This window comes from Achromobacter sp. Root83, from assembly GCF_001428845.1.
Taxonomy (GTDB): domain Bacteria; phylum Pseudomonadota; class Gammaproteobacteria; order Burkholderiales; family Burkholderiaceae_B; genus Achromobacter.
In genome coordinates, this window is the sequence record NZ_LMIU01000025.1 from 383,058 (window position 1) to 402,275 (window position 19,218).

Sequence of the window (19,218 nt, forward strand, 5' to 3'; positions counted from 1 at the left end):
CGGTGGAAACGGCGCCCATCTTAACCGCGTTCATGGCATCGGCCAATCGGGGGAACTCATGAGCGGCGTCCGGTTACTCACGGGCTAGATTCCACTCCGTGAGGCCCCCATGGCACACAACTCGATTTCCGACATCGCGCAGGCCGCCGCCGAATACACGCACGCGGCCTTCCACCCCGCCGGCGACACCCCGCCGCCGGCGCAATGGGCTGTTCCGCTGGACGATCAACGCCACCTTGGCATGACGTTCAACCCGAATGAGGGCTGCGCCGTCCTGACCGCCTGGCGCCGCGCCTTCCACGACGCGCCCGACACGGACGATGTGCTGGGCGAGGCCCTGCTGCGCCGGGGCTTCGACACGCGACTGGGTGCCGGGCTGGTCGGCGGCATCTCGCCCGAGCTGGGCGCCAGCCTGAGCCTGCCGCTGTACGCCGCCTGCGACGCGCAGCCGCTGCACGACGCGGCGGACGCGCTGCTGCGCGAACTGGACCAGATGGAGCGCGCGCCCGGTGAAGCCGCCGAGCGCCTGCCCGTCGCGCCGGCCGATGCGCGCGCCCTGCTGGGCGATGCGCAACGCGCCGAACGCGACCTGTCGCGGCTGGCCCAGAGCTGCGGCCTGGACGCGCTGCCCGCCGGCTCCCGCCAGTTCGATCTGCTGTTCGACGACCTGCCCGGACGCATCACGCTGCACCCATCCAATCGCCTCGCCGTGGCCGACTTCTACCTGCATGATGCCGTGGCCGTGCAGGGCAGCCTGCGCCGCGCCATCATCAAAAGCGCCCTGCTCATCAATCAGAACGCGCTGCGCGGAAACGCCTTCGCGGTCGGCCTGGACAGCCGCGATTTCGTGGCCACCACCGCCCGCATCGCGCTGGACCGGCTGGACGACGACATCTGGCCGCGCTGGCTGCAGTACCAGGTGACGCAGGCGCTGGATACACGCGCACTCGTCAGGAGCCTGTCGCTGGACAACGCCGAGATCTCCTTTGGCGGCGTCGGCGGCGGCGCCGCCCCGGTCGCTCCGGGAGCACTGGCATGACGAACATTTCCAGCCAGATCCAGAACAGCGCCAGCGCACCCGCCTGGCAGGCACCCACCCAGGCGCCCACCTCGCTGCTCGGCCAGCTCAAGGGCCTGTTCGTCACGCCCGACAGCAGCGCCACCCATGTGCAGGCCGCCAAGCAGTCCTTCGAACAATATTTCCAGCAGGAAACGAGCGCGCTGACCGGCATGATGGGCCCCAATGGCATCGCGGGCTTCGCCAGCGAGGCGCACGCGAAGTTCGACTCCATCATGCAGCGCACCTTCGACGCCTTGCCGCTCAAGAATGACGGTTCGGTCGGCGGCAAGGACTTCGCCGCCGCCATGAAGAAGGCCGGCTCGCAAGCCGCGATGGCGCTGGACCGCCTGAAGGTGGACGCCGCGCGCCACGAACTGACGGCCAACCTGCGCCCGGCGGACACCAGCCCGCAGATCATCTCGCACCAGGGCAAGTACGTCGTCATCCGGCCCGCGCCGCAACTGGAGAACCTGGTGCTGCGCGGCGGCGGGGCCAAGGGCGTCGGCTACAGCGCCGCGCTGGACCAGATGGAGAAGGCCGGCATGATGGCCGGGCTGAAGAACCTGGCCGGTTCGTCCGCCGGCGCGCTGACGGCCACCTGCCTGGCTTGCGGCCTGTCGGCGTCGGAATTCGAAAGCGGCCCCGCGGACGCCCTCTTCCGCCCCGGCGTGCTGGACGCGCTCAAGGGCGGCGGGGACCTGCCCCGCCTGTACCCCGACCTGCAGATGGAAGGAGGCCTCGCGCCCGCGGTCGCCTCGCTGAAGGTGGTGGACCAGAGCAGCGCCACAAGCGTCGCCAACTACCTGAACAGCAACTGGAACGACGGCGCCTTCCAGGCCAGGCTGGCGCGGCTCGACCCGGTGGCGCAGGTGCGGCTGGACGAGCTGCGCCAGCCGCAGAACTTCGACGAAAACCGGCAAGGCAAGATGATCACCTTCGGCGATCTGAAATCCATGCATGAGCTGGCGCCGGACAAATTCAAGAACCTCACCCTGACCGGCTGGAACAAGACCGACCAGCAAGAGGTTTACTTCGACGCGCAGACCGCGCCCGACATGCCGGTGGCCTATGCCGCGCGCATGTCGATGGCCTTCCCGATCGCGTTCAAGGCCGTGTCGATCGACATGAATGGCGAAAACAAGGTCTTTGCGGATGGCGGCATCGGCAGCAACATGCCGTCCGAGGTGTTCCTCAAGCCCCACGACGCCACCGGCGCGCGCGTGCGTCTGGATGCGGACGCCAAAGGCGAGATGCGGGCCCGCACCCTGCTGCTGACGTTCGACGAAAACGGCAAGGGCTACCAGATCATGCACGGCGGCAAGCCCGAGGCCAAGCCGCAAGGCGTGCTGGACAAGGTGAAGGCCTTTTTCGTGAACCTGATTACCAGCCATCCGGATCAGGCGGGCGCCAATCTGAAGGACCAGAAGAAAGTGTGGAACGCCGGGCCGAACGCCCTGCCGGTCTTCCACGGCGACATCAAGACGCTCACGTCCAGCATCAGCGACGAAACGCAGCATCAGGCCCACATGCTGTCGGCCTGGAAGGCGCTGGAGCAGATCGATGCCCGCACGCAGCAGGCCTATTCGATGCGATGCGATTCGCTGGAAGAGGTGGCGGCGATGCTGTCGCCCGACGAGAAGCTCGCGCTGCAATCGCTGCCCAGTCCGGATGAGCAGCAGGCCAGGCTGCTGGCCGTGATCAACGGCCTGGGCAATGGCGCCCCGCCCCCGTTGACGATGATGCCGGTCTAGCGGACCCGGAGCCGGACCCGGTCCGGTTCCGCCGCGCGCGCCCGGGTCAGAGCGGCACCGCCGCCCTGGCGCGGCACACCGCCTGAAGCCGGCCGGACTGGCCGGCTTGCTCGCGCCATAGCCGCAATAGCCTGTCCGCGCCCGTGCTGCGGCTGCCGGCCGCATAGCGGGCGTAATCCAGCCAATGCCGTTCGCCGGCGTCCAGGCCGCCTTCCGCCACCGCCAGCACGTCGCGGGCCAGCGCGCAGACGGCATCGTCGTCCAGCGCGTGGCGCATCGCATCGGCCCGCAGGGCGCGCAGGCGCAGCCATCCCCAGTCCCGTACCAGGTCCTCGGCCTGCTCCAGATTGCGCATCAGGCCCAGCTGCAAGGCGGACGGCGCCATCACCGTGGTGGCCGCCACCGCCCTGCCGGCATCCTGCAGCAGTTGCGCGTCGGCAAAGCCCGCGCCGGGCGCGCGCCCTTCGATATAGCCCGTCACGCCCAGCCCGGCATACAGGTCCTCGATGCCGCCGGGGCGCGTCCAGGCCTCGCGCAACGCATCAAGCGGGGGATGCGAATCCAGCCGGTAACGCCAGCGCGCGTCCAGGAAATGCGCGAACTGCGAATACTCGAAATGTCCGCCTTGCGGCACGACTGTCAACGATGCGCCCGTATCGGTGCGCAGTCCCGGCCACCCGTCGGACGCCATGAAACGCGAGAGCGGCGGACTGCCTTGCAGGTACACGCCCGCCGCCGACTTGTAGCCGTCCTCGACCGCCAGGGGCAGGCAGCGGGTCGCCGTGCCGGGCCCGAACATCCAGCGGAAGTAATCCCCCAGGTCGGCGAAAGGACGTTCCGGCAAGCGCTGCAGAAAGTGGTCGCCCGCGTAGCGCGAATAGCGGAACATCCGGTCCCACACCGTCAGCCGGTTCTCCTTCAGGCCCGTCTCGCGGCCGTTCTCGAGCGGGCTGTTCGCAAATATCGCCACGCTGGCCGGCGCCAGCGCCAACACCACATTCAACGCGCGCGCCGCTTGCCGCACGTCGACCGACGTGCAGGGGCTGTTCTGCGCCTTGGCGTCGATGCCCACGCGATGCAGCCATTCACGATGCCCCACCAGTTCGCGGTAGATGGGGCGCGGCACCTGGACCTTGGCATACCAGGCCGGGTCCAGCGTGCATGCCGGATGTTCCGACACGTTCAGGACCGTTGCGCCCTCGGCGTCCAAGGCCTGCAGCGCGTCTTCAAGCTCGCGCCGCACGCGCCGGCCCAGTTCCGCCAGCCCGCCTTCCGAGGCGGATACCGGCGAGAAGGCGGTCTCCAGCAGGTTGAAGCCATTGTCCAGCCCGCTCTCGCCCGCGGCCACCGACACGCCGACATCCTGCCCCGCAATCCGCGACAGGGCCGGCGCCTCGCCGCGCGCGGCCTTGATCCGCGCCAACCGTTCGAAATAGCCCGCCACCGGATGGCTCGCGCCGGTGTCGCTGCGCGCCACGGCCATCTCCATTTCCAGGCCCAGAGTCTGGCCAGGGGCGGTCATGGCTTCTCACGCCAAGAGAGACGGCTGGCGCTACGGATTCCAGGGTGGATGGCGGGCATGGCAAACCTGTGGAAAATAGGGGAAGTGCCATCTTAGTAACGAGAATGGGTCTGCCGTTCCCCGCCGGACTCGCGCGACAGTCACTCTTGTGTAATGGAGGCCATATAACCTCGCCGCCGAAAGGCTGACAAACAACTGAGCGATCCGTTCTCAATTCTATGAGGTTGAAATGTCCTACTTGACTGATAAGTTGCGCGCTCCCTACCGCGATGCCCAGGGAGAAGTCACGGTTCCGGGCCAGATGCTCGAAGATATCGTCGCAGCGAATCCCGAGCGCCGCACGCTGCTGAAGAACAGCTTCGGCCTGTCGATGCTGTCCGTATTCGGCGCCTCGACGCTGCTGACCGCCTGTGGCGGCGACGACGACGATGGGGACACCCCGGCGCCGGGCGAGACGCCCGCCCCCGGCGGCACCCCTCCCACGGAGCCGGCTGGCCCCGACTACTCAGTCACGTTCACGCCTTTGGGCGACAAGATCGTCGCGGACACGGTGACCGTGCCTTCCGGTTATGTGGCCGAGGTGCTGTATTCGGCCGGCGACAAGTGCGTGATCGGCTCGGCCGGCTACGCGGGTATTCCGCAGTCGTTTCCCGCCACCGAAAACCAGTCGGGCGGCCAGCACGACGGCATGCATTTCTACGCGCTGCAAGGCGTGGACCCCAACCAGGGCGGCCTGCTGGTCCTGAACCACGAAGCCCTCGACAATGCGACGCTGGACCAAAGCGTCGAAGGCCTGCGGACCCGTCTGTCGAACGTCGGCGTCTCGGTGGTCGAGGTTGCGCGCGGCAGCGACGGCGCGTGGGCGGTCAAGGCCGATTCCCGCTACAACAAGCGCTATACCGGCAACACCGTGTATGACGTCAGCGGTCCGGCGAAGGCGGTGGTCGGCGCAACCGTCGTCGGCACCCTGAACAACTGCGCAAGCGGCGATACGCCCTGGGGCACGTACCTGACCTGCGAAGAAACGCTCAACAACTACCACTACCTGGTGGGCGATGTCGGCAAGCCGGCCGACGAAGGCTATGGCTGGGTCGTCGAGATCGACCCGCAGAATCCGGATTCGACCGCCGTCAAGCGCACCGCGATGGGCCGTTTCAGCCATGAAAACACGGCCTACATGCTGGACGCCAACAATCGCGTGGCGTTCTACATGGGCGACGACACCACGCCCGGCTGCATCTACAAGTTCGTGCCGAGCAAGGCCTATGACCCGGTCAACCGCGCCAACAACATGGGCCTGCTGGACGAGGGCACGCTGTACGCCGCCCGTTTCAACGACGACGGCAGCGGCAACTGGGTGGAACTGTCCGTAGGCAAGAATGGCCTCACGACGGGCGCCACCGACCCGGGCAACTTCACGCAACTGGCCGTCGGCACCGTCATCACCGGCGTGCTCGTGGACTTCAACACCCAGGCCGACGTGCTGATCAAGACCCAGGCCGCCGCGCGCGTCGCCGGCGCCACGCTGATGGACCGCCCCGAGTGGATCACGGTGGGCGTCGACAAGACCGTGTACTGCACGCTGACCAACAACGGCAGCCGCAAGCGCACCAGCGCGCCCAACCCGCGCGTGGACAACTCGCATGGTCAGATCGTCCGCTGGCACGAGCGCGGTGATTCCCCGCTGGCCACGACTTTCGAATGGGACCTGCTGCTGCTGGCGGGCCGCGACGCCGCTGACGGCGTAGCCGCCAACCTGACCGGCAACGTCAAGGGCGATACGTTCTCCAGCCCCGACGGCATCCGCGTCGATCCCAAGGGCCGTCTCTGGGTCCAGACCGACGCTGGCACCGGTTCTTCGACCACCGACTTCTTCGGCAATAACTCGATGTACTACATCGACCAGAAGACCGGCGAGTCCAAGCGCTTCCTGGTGGGACCCGTGGGTTGCGAAATCACCGGCATCGCCTACACGCCGGATCTGACGACGTTCTTCATCAACATCCAGCATCCCAACGCGACCTGGAACACGCTGCGTTCGGGCGGCGGCGACGCCCGCTCCGCGACCGTGGTGGTCCGTCGCACCGACGGCAAGCCCGTAGGCGCGTAAGCGTTCGCTGGAATGGCGCCGCGCGGCAGATCAGGCCGGGCGGCGCCCCTTCCCAACGGACGGGCGGATGGCTTCCAACCGCCTCGTCCCGATCCCTCCTGCATCACGACAAGCCTGGCAGCTCGCGGAACCTGCGCGCCAGGATATCCACGAACGCCTCGGTCACGATCGATGGCGCGGTCTGGGCGGGATAGGCCATGCAGACCCGAACCGGCAGGCACGGCAGGAACGGCCGTATCGCCAACTGGCCGGCGAACACCGCGGCGATGTAGGGATTGACGAGCCCCAGGCCGCTGCCCGCGGCCGCCAGCGCGCAGATCGTCGACGAATAGGTGGTCTCGATTTCCGACGCGGGCTGCACCTGATGCTGCTGCATCGCGCCTCGCAACTGCAGGTAGACGTCGTCGTCCGCGTTCAGCACCAGCAGCCGGCGCGCGTTCAAATCCCCGATACCGACGGACGGCAGCGCTGCCAGGGCATGGTCTGGCCGCATCACGCAGACCGCCGCACTTTCGTGCAGGCTGTGCAAAGCCAGGTGCGAGCCATCCAGCGGCACGGTGGTCACCACCACGTCATAGGCGCCGTGCAACAGACCGTCCCGAAGATACTGGCTGCCCACGGTCTGCATATTGATATGCACATCCGGATAGCATTCGGTGAATTCCTCAACGGCGCCGGGCAGCATGCCCAGGCCCAGCGCTGGCGTGCACGCCAGCCGCAGCACCCCGCTGCCGCTGCGCCGCATGGCCGCCACGCGGTCCTCGATGCGCTCCAGCCCGACGAAATGGCGCTGAACGGTGTTGAACAGCTCCGTCGCTTCCCGCGTGGGCCGCAAGCGGCCGCGCTCCATGTCGAACAGCCTCAGGCCGCTGGCCTGCTGCGCCTGAGCCAGCAAGCGGCTGATCGAGGGCTGAGTGGTGCGCAGCATCCGCGCGGCGCCGGTCGTGGTGCCCGCCAGCATGACCGCGTGGAAGGCTTCGATCTGACGGAAATTCAGAGGTCGGCTCATGACGTCACAGGGTATGGCTACGTTGCACACGCTCTCATGCGGACCGGCTGCGGCATGCGCGGGGCAGCCTCCATGCCGGTCCCGGCCCGTACGCCTCGCGATCAATCCAGCTTGACCTTTGCCCCTTCGATCACCGGCTTCCATTTCAGGTAATCCTGCTTGATGGTCGACGCGAACTGATCCGGCGTCGTGGGCATGGCCTGCGCGCCCTGTGCGGCCAATGCCTCCTGCATGGCGGGCAGGGCAAGCACCTTGTTCAGTTCGGTGTTCAGCGTCTGGATAATGGGTTTGGGCGTTTTGGCCGGGGCCAGAAGGCCATACCAGACGCGCACGTCAAAGCCCGAATAACCCAGTTCAGCCACGGTAGGCACGTCGGGCAGGATCGGGCTGCGCTTGGGCGATGTGACGGCCAGCGCCACGGCGCTGCCCGCCTTGATCTGCGGCGCCGCCGAAGGGATCGACGTGAAGATCACCGGCACCTGTCCGCCCAGCAGATCGGCCATGGCGGGACCCGAACCCTTATAGGGCACATGGACCAGCTTGATGTCCGCGCGCTGCTGCAGCAGTTCGGCGGCCAGATGCGTGATGGTGCCGGCTCCCGGCGAGCCATAGTTGACCGTGCCCGGCGCCTTGCGCGCCGCATCGATCAGCGCTCCCAGGCTTTGGTAGGGGCTGTTCTTGCCCGCCACGATGACCAGGGGCGCTTCGCCCACGATGCCGATCGGCTCGAAATCCTTGACCGGGTCGTACGAGAGCTTGCTGTAGATCGAAGGTGCGACGGCCAGGTTGTCGACCTGACCCATCACGATTTCGTAGCCATCCGGTTTGGCGCGCGCCGCCGCCCCGATGCCTATCGTTCCCCCCGCGCCGGGCCGGTTCTCGGCCACCACATTCCATTTCGTCGTCTCGCCCAGCTTGGCGCTTACCGTGCGCGACAGAAAGTCCGTGCCGCCCCCGGGAGTGAAGGGAACAATGATGCGTATGGGCTGGTTCGGATATGAGTCCTGGGCCTGGGCGCTGGCGGCAAGGCCAAGTACACAGGCTGATAGCAGCAGGGTGCGTAGCATGTCATGTGTCTCCGTCGTTATAGGTACATAGGCTGCCCTTACGCAGCCCGTATGGTCTTACCGCGGCGTCTTCAAATGACGCCGCGTTCATGCAAGCCGTGGATATCCTGTTCGGCAAATCCGAACTGCAGCAATACCCGCTCGGTATCCGCGCCCAGCGCCGGGGCCGCCGTCACCGGCTGGCTTGGCGCTTGCGAAAACTTGATGGGAAAGCCCAGCATGCGGACGGCGCCGTGCTCGCCATGGGGCACGTCTATCGCCATCTGCTGATCCCGCACCTGCGGGTCCTCGAACACCTCCTGCAAGTTCAGGACCTGCCCGCAGGGCACGCCAAATTGATTCAGCCGTTCGATCCAATGCGCGCTCGTGTGCTGCCGGGTGCGCGCCTGGATGTCCGCGGCAATGGACGCGCGGTTCCGCATGCGGTCGGCGTTGGTCTGGTAGCGAGGATCGGCGCGCAAGCCCGGAAGCTCCAGCGCATCGAGCAGCTTGTGATAGATGACATCATTGCTGGGCGCGATGGCCACCTGGCCATCCGCCGTCTCGAACAAGCCGTAGGGCGACGCGATGCCGTGATCATTGCCCGTGCGCGCCGGCAGCTTGCCGTCGGCAAAGTAATTCGACGCCTGAAAACTCAGCAGCCCGATCATGCTGCCCAGCAGGCTGACGCTTACGCTGTCGCCCAGGCCGGTGCGCTCGCGGCGCAACAGGGCCGCCACGATGCCCAAGGCGCCGTTCATCCCTGCGATCAGGTCGCTGATGGGAGGCCCGGCACGCATGGGCGGATCAAGCTCGCCGCCGTTCAGGCTCATGAAGCCGCTCATCGCCTGCGCGATGAAGTCAAAGGCCGGCCTGTCCCGATAGGGCCCGGTGGTGCCGAAGCCGTTGATGCTGCAATGAATGATGTCCGGCCGCAGCGCGTTGAGCTGCTCGTCGCCCAGACCCATTTTTTCCATGACGCCGGGCCGGTAGTTTTCCACCACCACGTCGCATTGCGCGATCAGTTGCCGAAGGACGGCCTTGCCCTCGTCGCTGTACAGGTCCAGCGTGACCGACTTCTTGTTGCGGTTGTAGTTGGCGAAGTACCAGCTTATGCCCTCGCGGATGACCCCTTGCGCACGTACCGGGTCCCCCTCTCCGGGCGACTCTATCTTGATGACCTCCGCGCCCATGTCCGCCAGCAGCGAGGTGCAGAAGGGACCCGAGATGATGCGTGTCAGGTCCAGAATGCGAAATCCAGATAAGGGCATGGGTTTCCTCAGCCTACCGCGGCCACGGCGCCGGCGTAGTCGTGCAGCGCCAGGCGGGGCCCGGCCTTCATCACCTGGCCGGGCAGGCTGCGTTTCATCACGTCTTCGAAGCGGCGGGCCACCTGTATCAAGGCAGGCAGGTCGATGCCGGTCTCGATGCCCATTTCGTGCAGCAGGTTGACCAGGTCCTCGGTGCAGACGTTGCCGGTGGCGCCCGGCGCGAACGGGCAGCCGCCCAGGCCGCCCAGCGATGATTCAAAGCAGGTGATGCCCGCGTGCAGCCCTTCCACCACGTTGACCAGCCCCAGGCCGCGCGTATTGTGGAAATGCAGGGAAAACTTCATCTCCGGAAACTCCGCGCGTAGCGCATCGACCGTCCGGCGGACCAGTCTGGGGGTCGCCATGCCGGTGGTATCGCCCAGGGTCACCGAATCAAAATCCAGGCGCGCGAAATGCGCCACGATGGCCTTCAGCCTGGCGATCTCCACATCGCCCTCGAACGGACAGCCGAAGGCCACGGCAATGGCGCCCTTGCGCCCGATCGCATGGCCTTGCAACAGCGCGGCCACTTCCTCGATATCGCGCAGCGATTGCTCCACCGGCCGGTTGAGATTCTTCTGGTTATGGCTTTCGGTGGCCGACAGAAACACCACCACCTCATCCGCGCGTGACGACAGGGCGCGCTCCACGCCCCGTTGATTTGGCGCCAAGGCGCTCAGCACCACGCCCTCGGGCTTATTGACCTGCTCCAGCAGCGCGACGGCATCGCTCATCTGCGGCACGGCGCGGGGCGACACGAAGGAGGTGGCCTCGATGTGGCGCACGCCAGCCGCGATCAGTTCATTCAAGATCGCGGCTTTGGTTTCGGTGGGCACGAATTCCGGCTCGCTCTGCAGGCCGTCGCGCAACCCCACCTCGACAATATCAACTCGACCGGGAAGGCTCACGTCTTTCTCCTGGCGCCCGGGGCATGACCCGGGCCTATGGGTTCGTGAGCCAATCTTGCAAGATAGGGCCAGCAGGCACAAATCGTGAATCTTCGATGGGGCATCGCGAAACGCGACGGCTCGCTCACCCGGCGCAAGCCGCCCCGCCGAAATTCCGTGGCGCAGCATCCCTCGGCGGCAAATCGAACGCCCCCGGCGTTCAGGCTATCCCCGCGCCCTGGACGTCGTGACGCAGATGATCCAACAGCAGGCGCGCGGCCCCGGACAACGGCTGATTGCTGCGCACGCACAATTTGAGCTGGCGCTGCGCCCACGAGTCGGTAAGCGGGATTATCCGGAGGTCGTCGCAGGCGAACAGGGACAAGGCCTTGGCCGGCACGATGCCGATGCCCAGATCGCCGCGCACCATCGACACCAGCGTGTCGTACGAGGTCACCTGGAACCGCAGCCGCACCGTCCGGTTGATGGCCGCCGCTTCCCGGGTGAACAGGGAGTTGGCCGCGCTGCCCCGGTGCATGCCCACATGGTCGTATTCCAGCGTGTCGGCAAACGCAATGCTGCGCCGTGCCGCTAGCGGGTGGCCGCGATTGACCACCAGCGCCATCACGTCGCGCTGGTACGGGAACACAAGCAGTCCGCTATCGTCGTCCGTCTGCGTGTAAATGCCGATGTCGGACACGTTCTCTTGAACCGCCCGAGTCACCGCCGAACTGACATTTTCTTCCAGGTCGAGCCGCACATCGGGATGCTGGTCAAGGAAGCGGCGCAGCTCGCCGGGCAGGAATTGCGTGATGGACGACAGATTGGCGGCGATGCGCACATGCCCGCGCACACCCGACGAAAAATCGCGGATTTCATCGGCCAGGCCGCCCGCCTGGTGCAACAGCGCCCGCGCGTGCCGCGCCAACGCCAGCCCCGCGCTGGTGGGTTCCACCCCGCGCGCGTGGCGGTTGAACAGAATCACATCCAAGGTGCGCTCAAGCTCGGACAACCGTTTGCTGAGTGCGGACGGCGCGATGTGTTCGCGCGCCGCCGCGGCGGCAATACTGCCTTCCTCCAGCACGGCCACAAAAACCTGAAGCGTATAGAGGTCCAGGCGAGGCACAGGCGAACGGGTCAACGTATCGGGCGTGGTCATGGTGAAAGCGTACCGCAACGCCGGGGCGCCAGGCAGCGCTTCGGCGTCTTTGCGGCGCCTCAGAACCAGGCGGTGTCGGGGGTGCTCATCAGGCCGCCGAGCTTGGTCAGCACGAAGCGCATCTGCTCGCGGGAGCCGGCCATTATCGAAATGCGCACATATTGGCGCCCTTCGCCGTCGCGGTTCATCGAGAAAGCCTCGCCGCCGGCCACCAATAGCTGGTGGCCGCGCGCCAGCGCCGCGAACTGGTCGCCGCTGGTCCAATTGGCGGGCAGCTTCAGCCAGACGTGGAAGGCGGTGGGTTGCGAGCGGTACTCGAATGCGCCGAGCAGTTCGCGCGCCAACTGCTGGCGGGCCTCGGCTTCGGCGCGTTGGGCCTGGGCCATTTCGTGGGCCCTGCCGTTGTTGATCAGGCTGGTGCCTAGTTGGGCGGCCAGTGGCGAGACCATCCAGATGCTGGAGCGCACGCTGACGGCCAGCCGCGCCAGCCATTCCGGCGGGCAATGCAGATAGCCCAGGCGCACGGTGGACAGCACCGACTTCGACAGGCTGGTCAGATACAGCGTGCGTTCCGGTGCAAAGCTTGCCAGCGGCGGCACCGGGCTGGGCGCCAGGAAGCCATAGAGGTCATCGTCCACCAAAGCGAAGTCGAATTCGCGGGCGATCTCGGCGATCTGCCCGCGACGAACGGCCGACATCACGCTGCTGGTCGGATTCTGGCAGGTGGCGATACAGATCACCAGCGCCGGCCGTTCGGCCTTGCAAAGCTCGCGCAAGTGTTCGGGCGTCATGCCCTCGTCGTCCAGCCGCACGCCTTTCAGGCGCCGTCCCAGGCTATGCACGACCGACGCCACGCCCGGGTAACACAGCGACTCGCACAGCACCAGGTCACCGGGGCGAGTCAGCGCGTTCACGGCGACCAGCAAGCCGTGCTGCGCGCCGGCGGTCAGCAACACTTGTTCGGCACGCGCCTGCAGACCCGCCTGCCGCATCCAGGCAGCGCCCGCCTCGCGGTGCAGCGGGTGGCCGCCGTCGGGCGTGTAGTCCAGCATGTCGGCCAGCACGGGCGAGTTCGCCAGGTCGAGCAGCGCCGCGCGCACATAGGGTTCCTGCAACTGCAGGTTGGGCTTGACGATGGATAGGTCCACCCAGTCGTTGCCGCGGCCGGTCTCGGCCGCGGCCGGCATGGACGCAGGCTGCGAAACCGCCGCCGGCACCGGCGCCGGCCGGGCCGGGTGCAGGGCATTCGGCTTGTCGCCCTTGCGCACGAAAGTACCGCGGCCCACTTCACCATCGATCAGCCCGCGCCGCTGCGCCAGTTCATAGGCACGGTTCACCGTGCCGGGCGTAACGCCCAATGCCGCAGCCAGCTCCTTCAGCGTAGGCAGGCGGTCGCCAGCACCGAGCAGGCCAGCGTTGATGTCGCGCTCCAGCGCCGAAGCGATCTTCTCGTATAGCGGTCCATCCAGAGACTGCAAGCTCGGAGCCCAGACAACTTGTTCCATTGAATCGACTCAATCAGGGGGATCCAGAATTCTAGCTCATCGCTGGGCTCTGCCCGCGCAAAGACTTGCCAAAAATATCCGCTTGACACATTGAATCGGTGAAATTAGAGTCGAAAAGGCACTCATATTAAACCGCTTAATTCCATATAAATCGATGCAATCGATGTACCATCAAGCCCAAAGGATCCGCCGTGTTTGAGCGTCACACCCATAGCCTGGATAACGTCGACCCCGAAATCGCCGATGTAATCCGCCGCGAAAACTTGCGACAGGAAGCCCACATCGAGTTGATCGCGTCAGAAAACTACACCTCCCCGGCAGTGATGGCCGCCGTCGGCTCGCAGTTGACCAACAAGTACGCCGAAGGCTATCCCGGCAAGCGCTATTACGGCGGCTGCGAGATCGTGGACGAGGCAGAGCGCCTGGCCATCAGCCGCCTCAAGGAGTTGTTCGGCGCCGAGGCGGCCAATGTGCAGCCGCATGCCGGCTCGCAGGCCAATCAGGCCGTGTTCTTCGCGGCGCTCAAGCCGGGCGATCGCATCCTCGGCATGAGCCTGGCCGAAGGGGGCCATCTGACGCACGGCATGCCGCTGAACATCAGCGGCAAGTGGTTCGAGGTCAGCAGCTACGGCCTGAATGAACATGAGGAAATCGACTACGACCAGATGGCGCGCCTGGCCCATGCACAACGGCCGAAGCTGATCATCGCCGGCGCGTCGGCCTATGCGCTTCGCATCGACTTCGAGCGCTTTGCCCAGGTCGCGAAAGAGGTGGGCGCCTACTTCATGGTCGACATGGCCCACTACGCCGGCCTCATCGCGGGCGGCGTTTACCCGAACCCCGTGCCGCACGCCGACTTCGTGACCACCACCACGCACAAAGGCCTGCGGGGCCCGCGCGGCGGCGTGATCCTGATGAAAGAGCAGCACGAGAAGGCGATCAACTCGGCCATCTTCCCCGGTACGCAGGGCGGCCCGCTGATGCACGCGATCGCCGGCAAGGCGGTGGCGTTCAAGGAAGCGCTCAAACCCGAGTTCAAGGTCTACCAGCAGCAGGTGCTGGCCAATGCCGCGGCAATGGGCCAAGCACTGAAGCAGCGAGGGCTGCGCCTGGTCTCCGGACGCACCGAGACCCACATGATGCTGATCGACCTGCGAGCGCAAGGCATCACTGGCAAGGATGCCGAGCGAGTGCTGGGCGACGTCTGCATCACCTGCAACAAAAACGCGATTCCGAACGACCCGCAAAAGCCTGTCGTCACCAGTGGCATCCGTGTCGGCAGCCCTGCAATCACCACGCGCGGCTTCGGCCTGGAAGAGTCGCGCCTGGTCGGTGAGCTGATTGCCGACGTGGTGCAGGCGCCGCAGGACACGGCGGTGCTCTCGCGGGTGCGCGAACAGGTGGCGGCGCTGTGCGCGCGCTTCCCGGCTTACCGCTGACATCAAGGAGCGTGCTCATGAGCGTGACATTCAAGCAAGTCCGATCGGACCTTTCACTGTCGGCCCTGGTGGCTGGCTTCCTGGCCGTGCTGATCTCGTATGCCGGTCCGCTGGTGATCGTGTTCCAGGCGGCCGAGCTGGCCAATCTGTCCACCGAGATGACCTCTTCGTGGATCTGGGCGATTTCCATCGGCAGCGGGCTGACCGGCCTGCTGCTGAGCTGGCGGCTGAAGACGCCCGTCATCACCGCCTGGTCGACGCCGGGCGCGGCGCTGTTGGTGGTGATGCTGCCCGGCCTGCCCCTGCCGCAAGCCATTGGCGCCTACATCGTCAGTTCGCTCGCCGTCACCGCCATCGGCCTTTCGGGCGCCTTCGACAAGCTGATTGGCGCCATTCCCAAGGGTATTGCCGCGGCCATGCTGGCGGGCATCCTGTTCCAATTCGGAACCAACGTCTTCAGCTCGCTGAGTGCCAGCCCCGAGCTCGTGATCTTGATGGTGCTCACCTTCCTGGTCTTCAAGCGCATCTGGCCACGTTATGCGATTGCCGCAGTGATGCTGGTGGGCATTCTCTTTGCCGTGCTCGCCGGCCGCACCGAGCTTTCGCACGTGAGCCTGGCGCTGGTGCAGCCAGTGTTCGTCATGCCGGAGTGGTCCTTGCATGCGGTGCTCAGCCTGGGCCTTCCGCTCGCGCTGGTCACGCTGACGGGGCAGTACGTCCCGGGCATGGCGGTACTGCGCGCCTCGGGCTACCCGGTCTCAGCCGGCGGCATCGTGGGCACGACTGGTCTGGCCTCGCTGCTGCTGGCGCCATTCGGCTCGCATGGCGTGAACCTGGCGGCCATTACCGCCGCGATATGCACCGGAAAGGAAGCGCACGAAGACGCCGGCAAACGCTACGTCGCCGGCATTGCCTGCGGCCTGATCTACGTGCTGATCGGCACCTTTGGAGGTGCGCTGGCGATGCTGTTCTCGTCGCTGCCCAAGGAACTGATCGCCACCTTGGCGGGCCTGGCCTTGGTGGGCGCCATCACCACCGGCCTGGTGGGCGCCGTCGTCGATGAGAAGCACCGTGACGCGAGCGTGCTGACCTTCCTCGTGACCGCCTCCGGCATGAGCTTCATGGGCCTGGGCGCCGCGTTCTGGGGCCTTGTCATCGGAGGTTTGGCCTACCTGATTCTGCACAAGCCCTGGCAACAACCGTTGCTTGCTCAACCGAAGCCAAACAAAACCTGAGAGGCGGCATGAAAACCACTTTTGACTTCGTGGTGGTCGGCGGTGGTGGGCGTCGAACTGTGGTCAGGGGCAGGGTGTCAAGACCGGCTCCCACTGACCAAAACAAAAAGCCCCTGATTTCTCACGAAATCAAGGGCTTTTGAATTTCTGGCGGACAGAGGGGGATTCGAACCCCCGATACGCTTTTGACGTATACACGCTTTCCAGGCGTGCGCCTTCAACCGCTCGGCCACCTGTCCTAACTGCATTTCGCGGCTAAATTGCTGCTACGAAAAATGCGAATCCGCGATTCTAGCAGAATGCGGGACTGGACAGCAAGCGGGCACAGAAAAAGGGACGCACTACACGCGTCCCTTCCCCAACCGGCGCTTTACACGGACGCCGGCGGGTCCTGCTCCCGATAGGAGCTGATCGTGCCGTCCGGCTCGGTCTCTTCCAGCCGGACGCGGAAACCCCACAGGCGCGCCAGATGCTTCATCACCTGCTCGGCGTCCTCGCCCGCCAGGGGCCGGCCGCGGCTTTTCAGGTGCCGCAGCACCAGCGATCGGTCGGTGTCGCGGTTGAAGCGGACCACCTGGATGTCCGGGACCTGGTTGTCGCGGTTGTGCTGCGCGGCCAGCAGGCGCCGGATATCGCGGTAGCCTTCGTCGTCGTGGATGGCGGCCACTTCCAGCTTCGGGTTGGCCTGGTGATCGGAGATCGCGAAGAACCGGAACTCGCGGATCAGGCGCGGCGACAGGTACTGCGAGATATAGGATTCGTCCTTGAAGTTGCGCATGGCGAAGTCCAGCGTCTTCAGCCAGTCGCCGCCCGCGATATCGGGGAACCAGCGGCGGTCCTCGGGGGTGGGTGCCTCGCAGATGCGGCGGATGTCCGACATCATCGCAAAGCCCAGCGCGTACGGGTTGATGCCGCCGTAGCCGCGCTCGTCGAAGCCGCGCTGGCTGACGACGTTGGTATGGCTTTGCAAAAATTCCATCATGAAGCCATCGTTCACCAGCCCTTTCTCATGCAGGCGGTTCAGGATGGTGTAGTGCCAGAACGTGGCCCAGCCTTCGTTCATGACCTTAGTCTGCGTCTGCGGATAGAAGTACTGGGCGACCTTGCGGACGATGCGCACCAGTTCCTTCTGCCAGGGCGCCAGCTTGGGCGAGTACTTCTCGATGAAGTACAGCAGGTTCTCTTCGGGCTCCGGCGGAAATACCGCGGCGGCGGCGCGCGTATCCTTGTCCGCTTCCAGCCGCGGCAGCGTCCGCCACAAGTCGTTGTATTGCAGCCGGGCGTGCTCCTGGCGCTCGGCCTGGCGCGCGGCCTCTTCCTTGTAGGACACCGGGGTCGGCCGCTTGTAGCGATCCACCCCGTGGTGGGACAGCGCATGGCAGGAATCCAGCAGCGCCTCCACGGCATCGATGCCGTAGCGGTCTTCGCAGGACATCACATACTTGCGCGCGAACACCAGGTAGTCCAGCACGCCGTCGGCGTCGGTCCACTGGCGGAACAGGTAGTTGCCCTTGAAGAACGAATTGTGCCCGTAGCACGCATGCGCGATCACCAGCGCCTGCATCGTCATGGAGTTTTCTTCCATGAGATAGGAGATGCAGGGGCTGGAGTTGATGACGATCTCGTACGCCAATCCCTGCATGCCGCGCCGGTAGAACTGTTCGTTGCGGATGAATTCCTTGCCGTATGACCAATGCGGATAACCGATGGGCAAGCCGGCCGACGCATAGGCGTCCAGCATCTGTTCCGAGGTGATCACCTCGATCTGGTTCGGGTACGTGTCCAGCCCGTATTCACGCGCGACCTGCGAGATCGCATCGTCATAGGCCTGGATGAGTTCGAACGTCCATTCGGAACCCTGGGAGATCGGCCGGGCTCCGCCGGCCGATTCCGGCTCCAAGAGAGCACCCACGATGGCAGTCATGCGGTCTCCTTCTTGAACAGGTCATGGAACACGGGGAAGATCTCGCCACGGTCGCAGATGCGGCGCATGACGAAATGCGGCTCCAGCTTCTGTTCATATTCCGCCCACAGGCTGCTCTTGCGCGCTTCCTGGGAGTCGGGAATTTCAATATAGGCAAAATAGCGCGTCGAGGGCAGCAGGTGTTCCGCCAGGAACCGCGCGCTCTTGCCGGCGTCGGCGCCGAACGAATCGCCGTCGCTAGCTTGCGCCGCGTAGACGTTCCAGGCCGACGGCGGATAGCGCTTTTCAAGAATCTCGCGCATCAGTTCCAGCGCGGACAGCACGATGGTGCCGCCGCTTTTGGGGTCGTAGAAGAACGTCTGCTCATCCACTTCTTCGGCATTGTCGGTATGGCGGATGAAGACCAGGTCCACGTGCTCGTACTTGCGCGACAGGAACAGATAGAGCAGCGTGAAGAAGCGCTTGGCCAGGTCTTTCTTGCCTTCGTCCATCGAGCCCGATACGTCCATCAGGCAGAACATGACCGCGCGCGCCATGGGAATGGCCACCGACACGCGGTTGCGATAGCGCAAGTCCAGATCGTCCAGGAAGGGCACGCGGGCCAGGCGCTCGCGGCATTCTTCGACCGTCTGCTCCAGTGCGCGGATGTCGGCGGCGGGGGCATTCGCCGATTTCGCCTTCGCCAGCGCTTCCTCTGCGTCCTCGAGATCGGCGCGCGCCTTGACGCTGAGCGCGACTCGCCGCGCCAGGGACGACTTGAGCGTGCGGCTGATGCTCAGCATGCTGGGCGAACCCGTGGTCGTGTATCCCGCGCGCTGCCATTTCTTCTGGCTGACCTCGCCTAGCTGATTGCGCGCCAGGTGCGGCAGTTCCAGGTCCTCGAAGAACAGGTTCAGGAACTCGGCGCGCGACAGGCTGAAGGTGAATTGGTCGACCGATTCACCTTCGCCGGGCTCGGAACCGCCCTCGCCCTGCCCGCCCTGCGGCCGGTCGAACGTGTCGCCCTTGGCGAATTCGCGATTGCCAGGATGGACCAGCTCACGGTCTCCGCCCGCGCCGTGCCGGAACGTCGGCTCGGAAATATCGCGGGCGGGCAGGTTGATCTCTCCGCCCTGATCCATGTCCTGGATCGAGCGGTCTCGGATCATCCCGTGGACCGCCTTGCGGATCTGGTCCTTGTAACGCCGAAGAAAGCGTTCCCGGTTGACGGCGCTTTTGTTGCGGCCGTTAAGACGGCGATCGATGAGTGAATTCATGATTC

General features: G+C 65.6%; 14 protein-coding genes and 1 tRNA gene. 5 read left to right on the top strand and 10 right to left on the bottom strand.

What is annotated here, in order from left to right:
* The first annotated feature begins 109 nt into the window (after window positions 1-109).
* Both ASE30_RS24955 and ASE30_RS24960 read left to right on the top strand, forming a co-directional pair.
* Window positions 110-1,039, top strand: a complete 930-nt coding sequence (locus tag ASE30_RS24955) for a hypothetical protein (RefSeq protein ID WP_057286948.1) — start codon at window positions 110-112, stop codon at window positions 1,037-1,039.
* Window positions 1,036-2,811, top strand: a complete 1,776-nt coding sequence (locus ASE30_RS24960) for a patatin-like phospholipase family protein (protein ID WP_057286949.1) — start codon at window positions 1,036-1,038, stop codon at window positions 2,809-2,811. Before ASE30_RS24955 ends, ASE30_RS24960 begins: the two co-directional genes overlap by 4 nt.
* Window positions 2,812-2,857: 46 nt before the next feature.
* Here ASE30_RS24960 and ASE30_RS24965 read toward each other — a convergent pair whose 3' ends face one another.
* Window positions 2,858-4,333: a glutamate-cysteine ligase family protein gene (locus ASE30_RS24965; RefSeq protein WP_057286950.1), complete on the bottom strand. Its 1,476-nt coding sequence runs from the start codon at window positions 4,331-4,333 to the stop codon at window positions 2,858-2,860.
* A gap of 229 nt (window positions 4,334-4,562) precedes the next feature.
* Here ASE30_RS24965 and ASE30_RS24970 point away from each other — a divergent pair, with 229 nt between their 5' ends.
* Window positions 4,563-6,443, top strand: coding sequence for a PhoX family phosphatase (locus ASE30_RS24970; RefSeq protein WP_057286951.1), 1,881 nt, complete (start codon window positions 4,563-4,565; stop codon window positions 6,441-6,443).
* Between the two features lie 103 nt (window positions 6,444-6,546).
* Here the strand turns inward: ASE30_RS24970 and ASE30_RS24975 are convergent, their stop codons facing one another.
* From ASE30_RS24975 to ASE30_RS25000, 6 genes are all read right to left on the bottom strand, one after another.
* Entirely contained in the window at window positions 6,547-7,452 is a 906-nt protein-coding gene (locus tag ASE30_RS24975) for a LysR substrate-binding domain-containing protein (RefSeq protein WP_057286952.1), read from the bottom strand.
* Between the two features lie 101 nt (window positions 7,453-7,553).
* Window positions 7,554-8,519 carry a tripartite tricarboxylate transporter substrate binding protein gene (locus ASE30_RS24980; protein ID WP_057286953.1) on the bottom strand — a complete coding sequence of 322 codons (966 nt, stop codon included), beginning with the start codon at window positions 8,517-8,519 and terminating at the stop codon, window positions 7,554-7,556.
* Between the two features lie 71 nt (window positions 8,520-8,590).
* On the bottom strand, window positions 8,591-9,769 hold the full coding sequence (locus tag ASE30_RS24985; protein WP_057286954.1) for a CaiB/BaiF CoA-transferase family protein: 1,179 nt from the start codon (window positions 9,767-9,769) through the stop codon (window positions 8,591-8,593).
* Window positions 9,770-9,777: 8 nt separating this feature from the next.
* The gene (locus ASE30_RS24990) at window positions 9,778-10,716 is read right to left on the bottom strand and encodes a hydroxymethylglutaryl-CoA lyase (RefSeq protein WP_057286955.1); all 939 of its coding nucleotides are present in this window, start codon (window positions 10,714-10,716) and stop codon (window positions 9,778-9,780) included.
* A gap of 199 nt (window positions 10,717-10,915) precedes the next feature.
* Window positions 10,916-11,854: a LysR substrate-binding domain-containing protein gene (locus ASE30_RS24995; RefSeq protein ID WP_057286956.1), complete on the bottom strand. Its 939-nt coding sequence runs from the start codon at window positions 11,852-11,854 to the stop codon at window positions 10,916-10,918.
* Window positions 11,855-11,913: 59 nt separating this feature from the next.
* Window positions 11,914-13,359, bottom strand: a complete 1,446-nt coding sequence (locus ASE30_RS25000) for a PLP-dependent aminotransferase family protein (protein ID WP_057286957.1) — start codon at window positions 13,357-13,359, stop codon at window positions 11,914-11,916.
* 191 nt (window positions 13,360-13,550) lie between these two features.
* On the opposite strand from ASE30_RS25000, the gene glyA reads away from it, so the two are divergent.
* Window positions 13,551-14,798 (top strand): serine hydroxymethyltransferase, encoded by a 1,248-nt coding sequence (gene glyA / locus ASE30_RS25005; RefSeq protein ID WP_057286958.1) that lies wholly within the window; start codon window positions 13,551-13,553, stop codon window positions 14,796-14,798.
* Between the two features lie 17 nt (window positions 14,799-14,815).
* Window positions 14,816-16,033 carry a benzoate/H(+) symporter BenE family transporter gene (locus ASE30_RS25010; protein WP_057286959.1) on the top strand — a complete coding sequence of 406 codons (1,218 nt, stop codon included), beginning with the start codon at window positions 14,816-14,818 and terminating at the stop codon, window positions 16,031-16,033.
* Between the two features lie 148 nt (window positions 16,034-16,181).
* On the opposite strand, the gene ASE30_RS25015 is transcribed toward ASE30_RS25010, so the two are convergent.
* The 3 genes from ASE30_RS25015 to ASE30_RS25025 all read right to left on the bottom strand — a co-directional run bounded on the left by ASE30_RS25015 (window position 16,182) and on the right by ASE30_RS25025 (window position 19,213).
* Window positions 16,182-16,272, bottom strand: a tRNA-Ser gene (locus ASE30_RS25015).
* 131 nt (window positions 16,273-16,403) lie between these two features.
* Window positions 16,404-17,957: a SpoVR family protein gene (locus ASE30_RS25020; RefSeq protein WP_057286960.1), complete on the bottom strand. Its 1,554-nt coding sequence runs from the start codon at window positions 17,955-17,957 to the stop codon at window positions 16,404-16,406.
* A complete protein-coding gene (locus tag ASE30_RS25025) occupies window positions 17,954-19,213 on the bottom strand; it encodes a YeaH/YhbH family protein (protein WP_057286961.1) in 1,260 nt (419 codons plus the stop codon). Before ASE30_RS25025 ends, ASE30_RS25020 begins: the two co-directional genes overlap by 4 nt.
* Window positions 19,214-19,218: the final 5 nt, after the last annotated feature.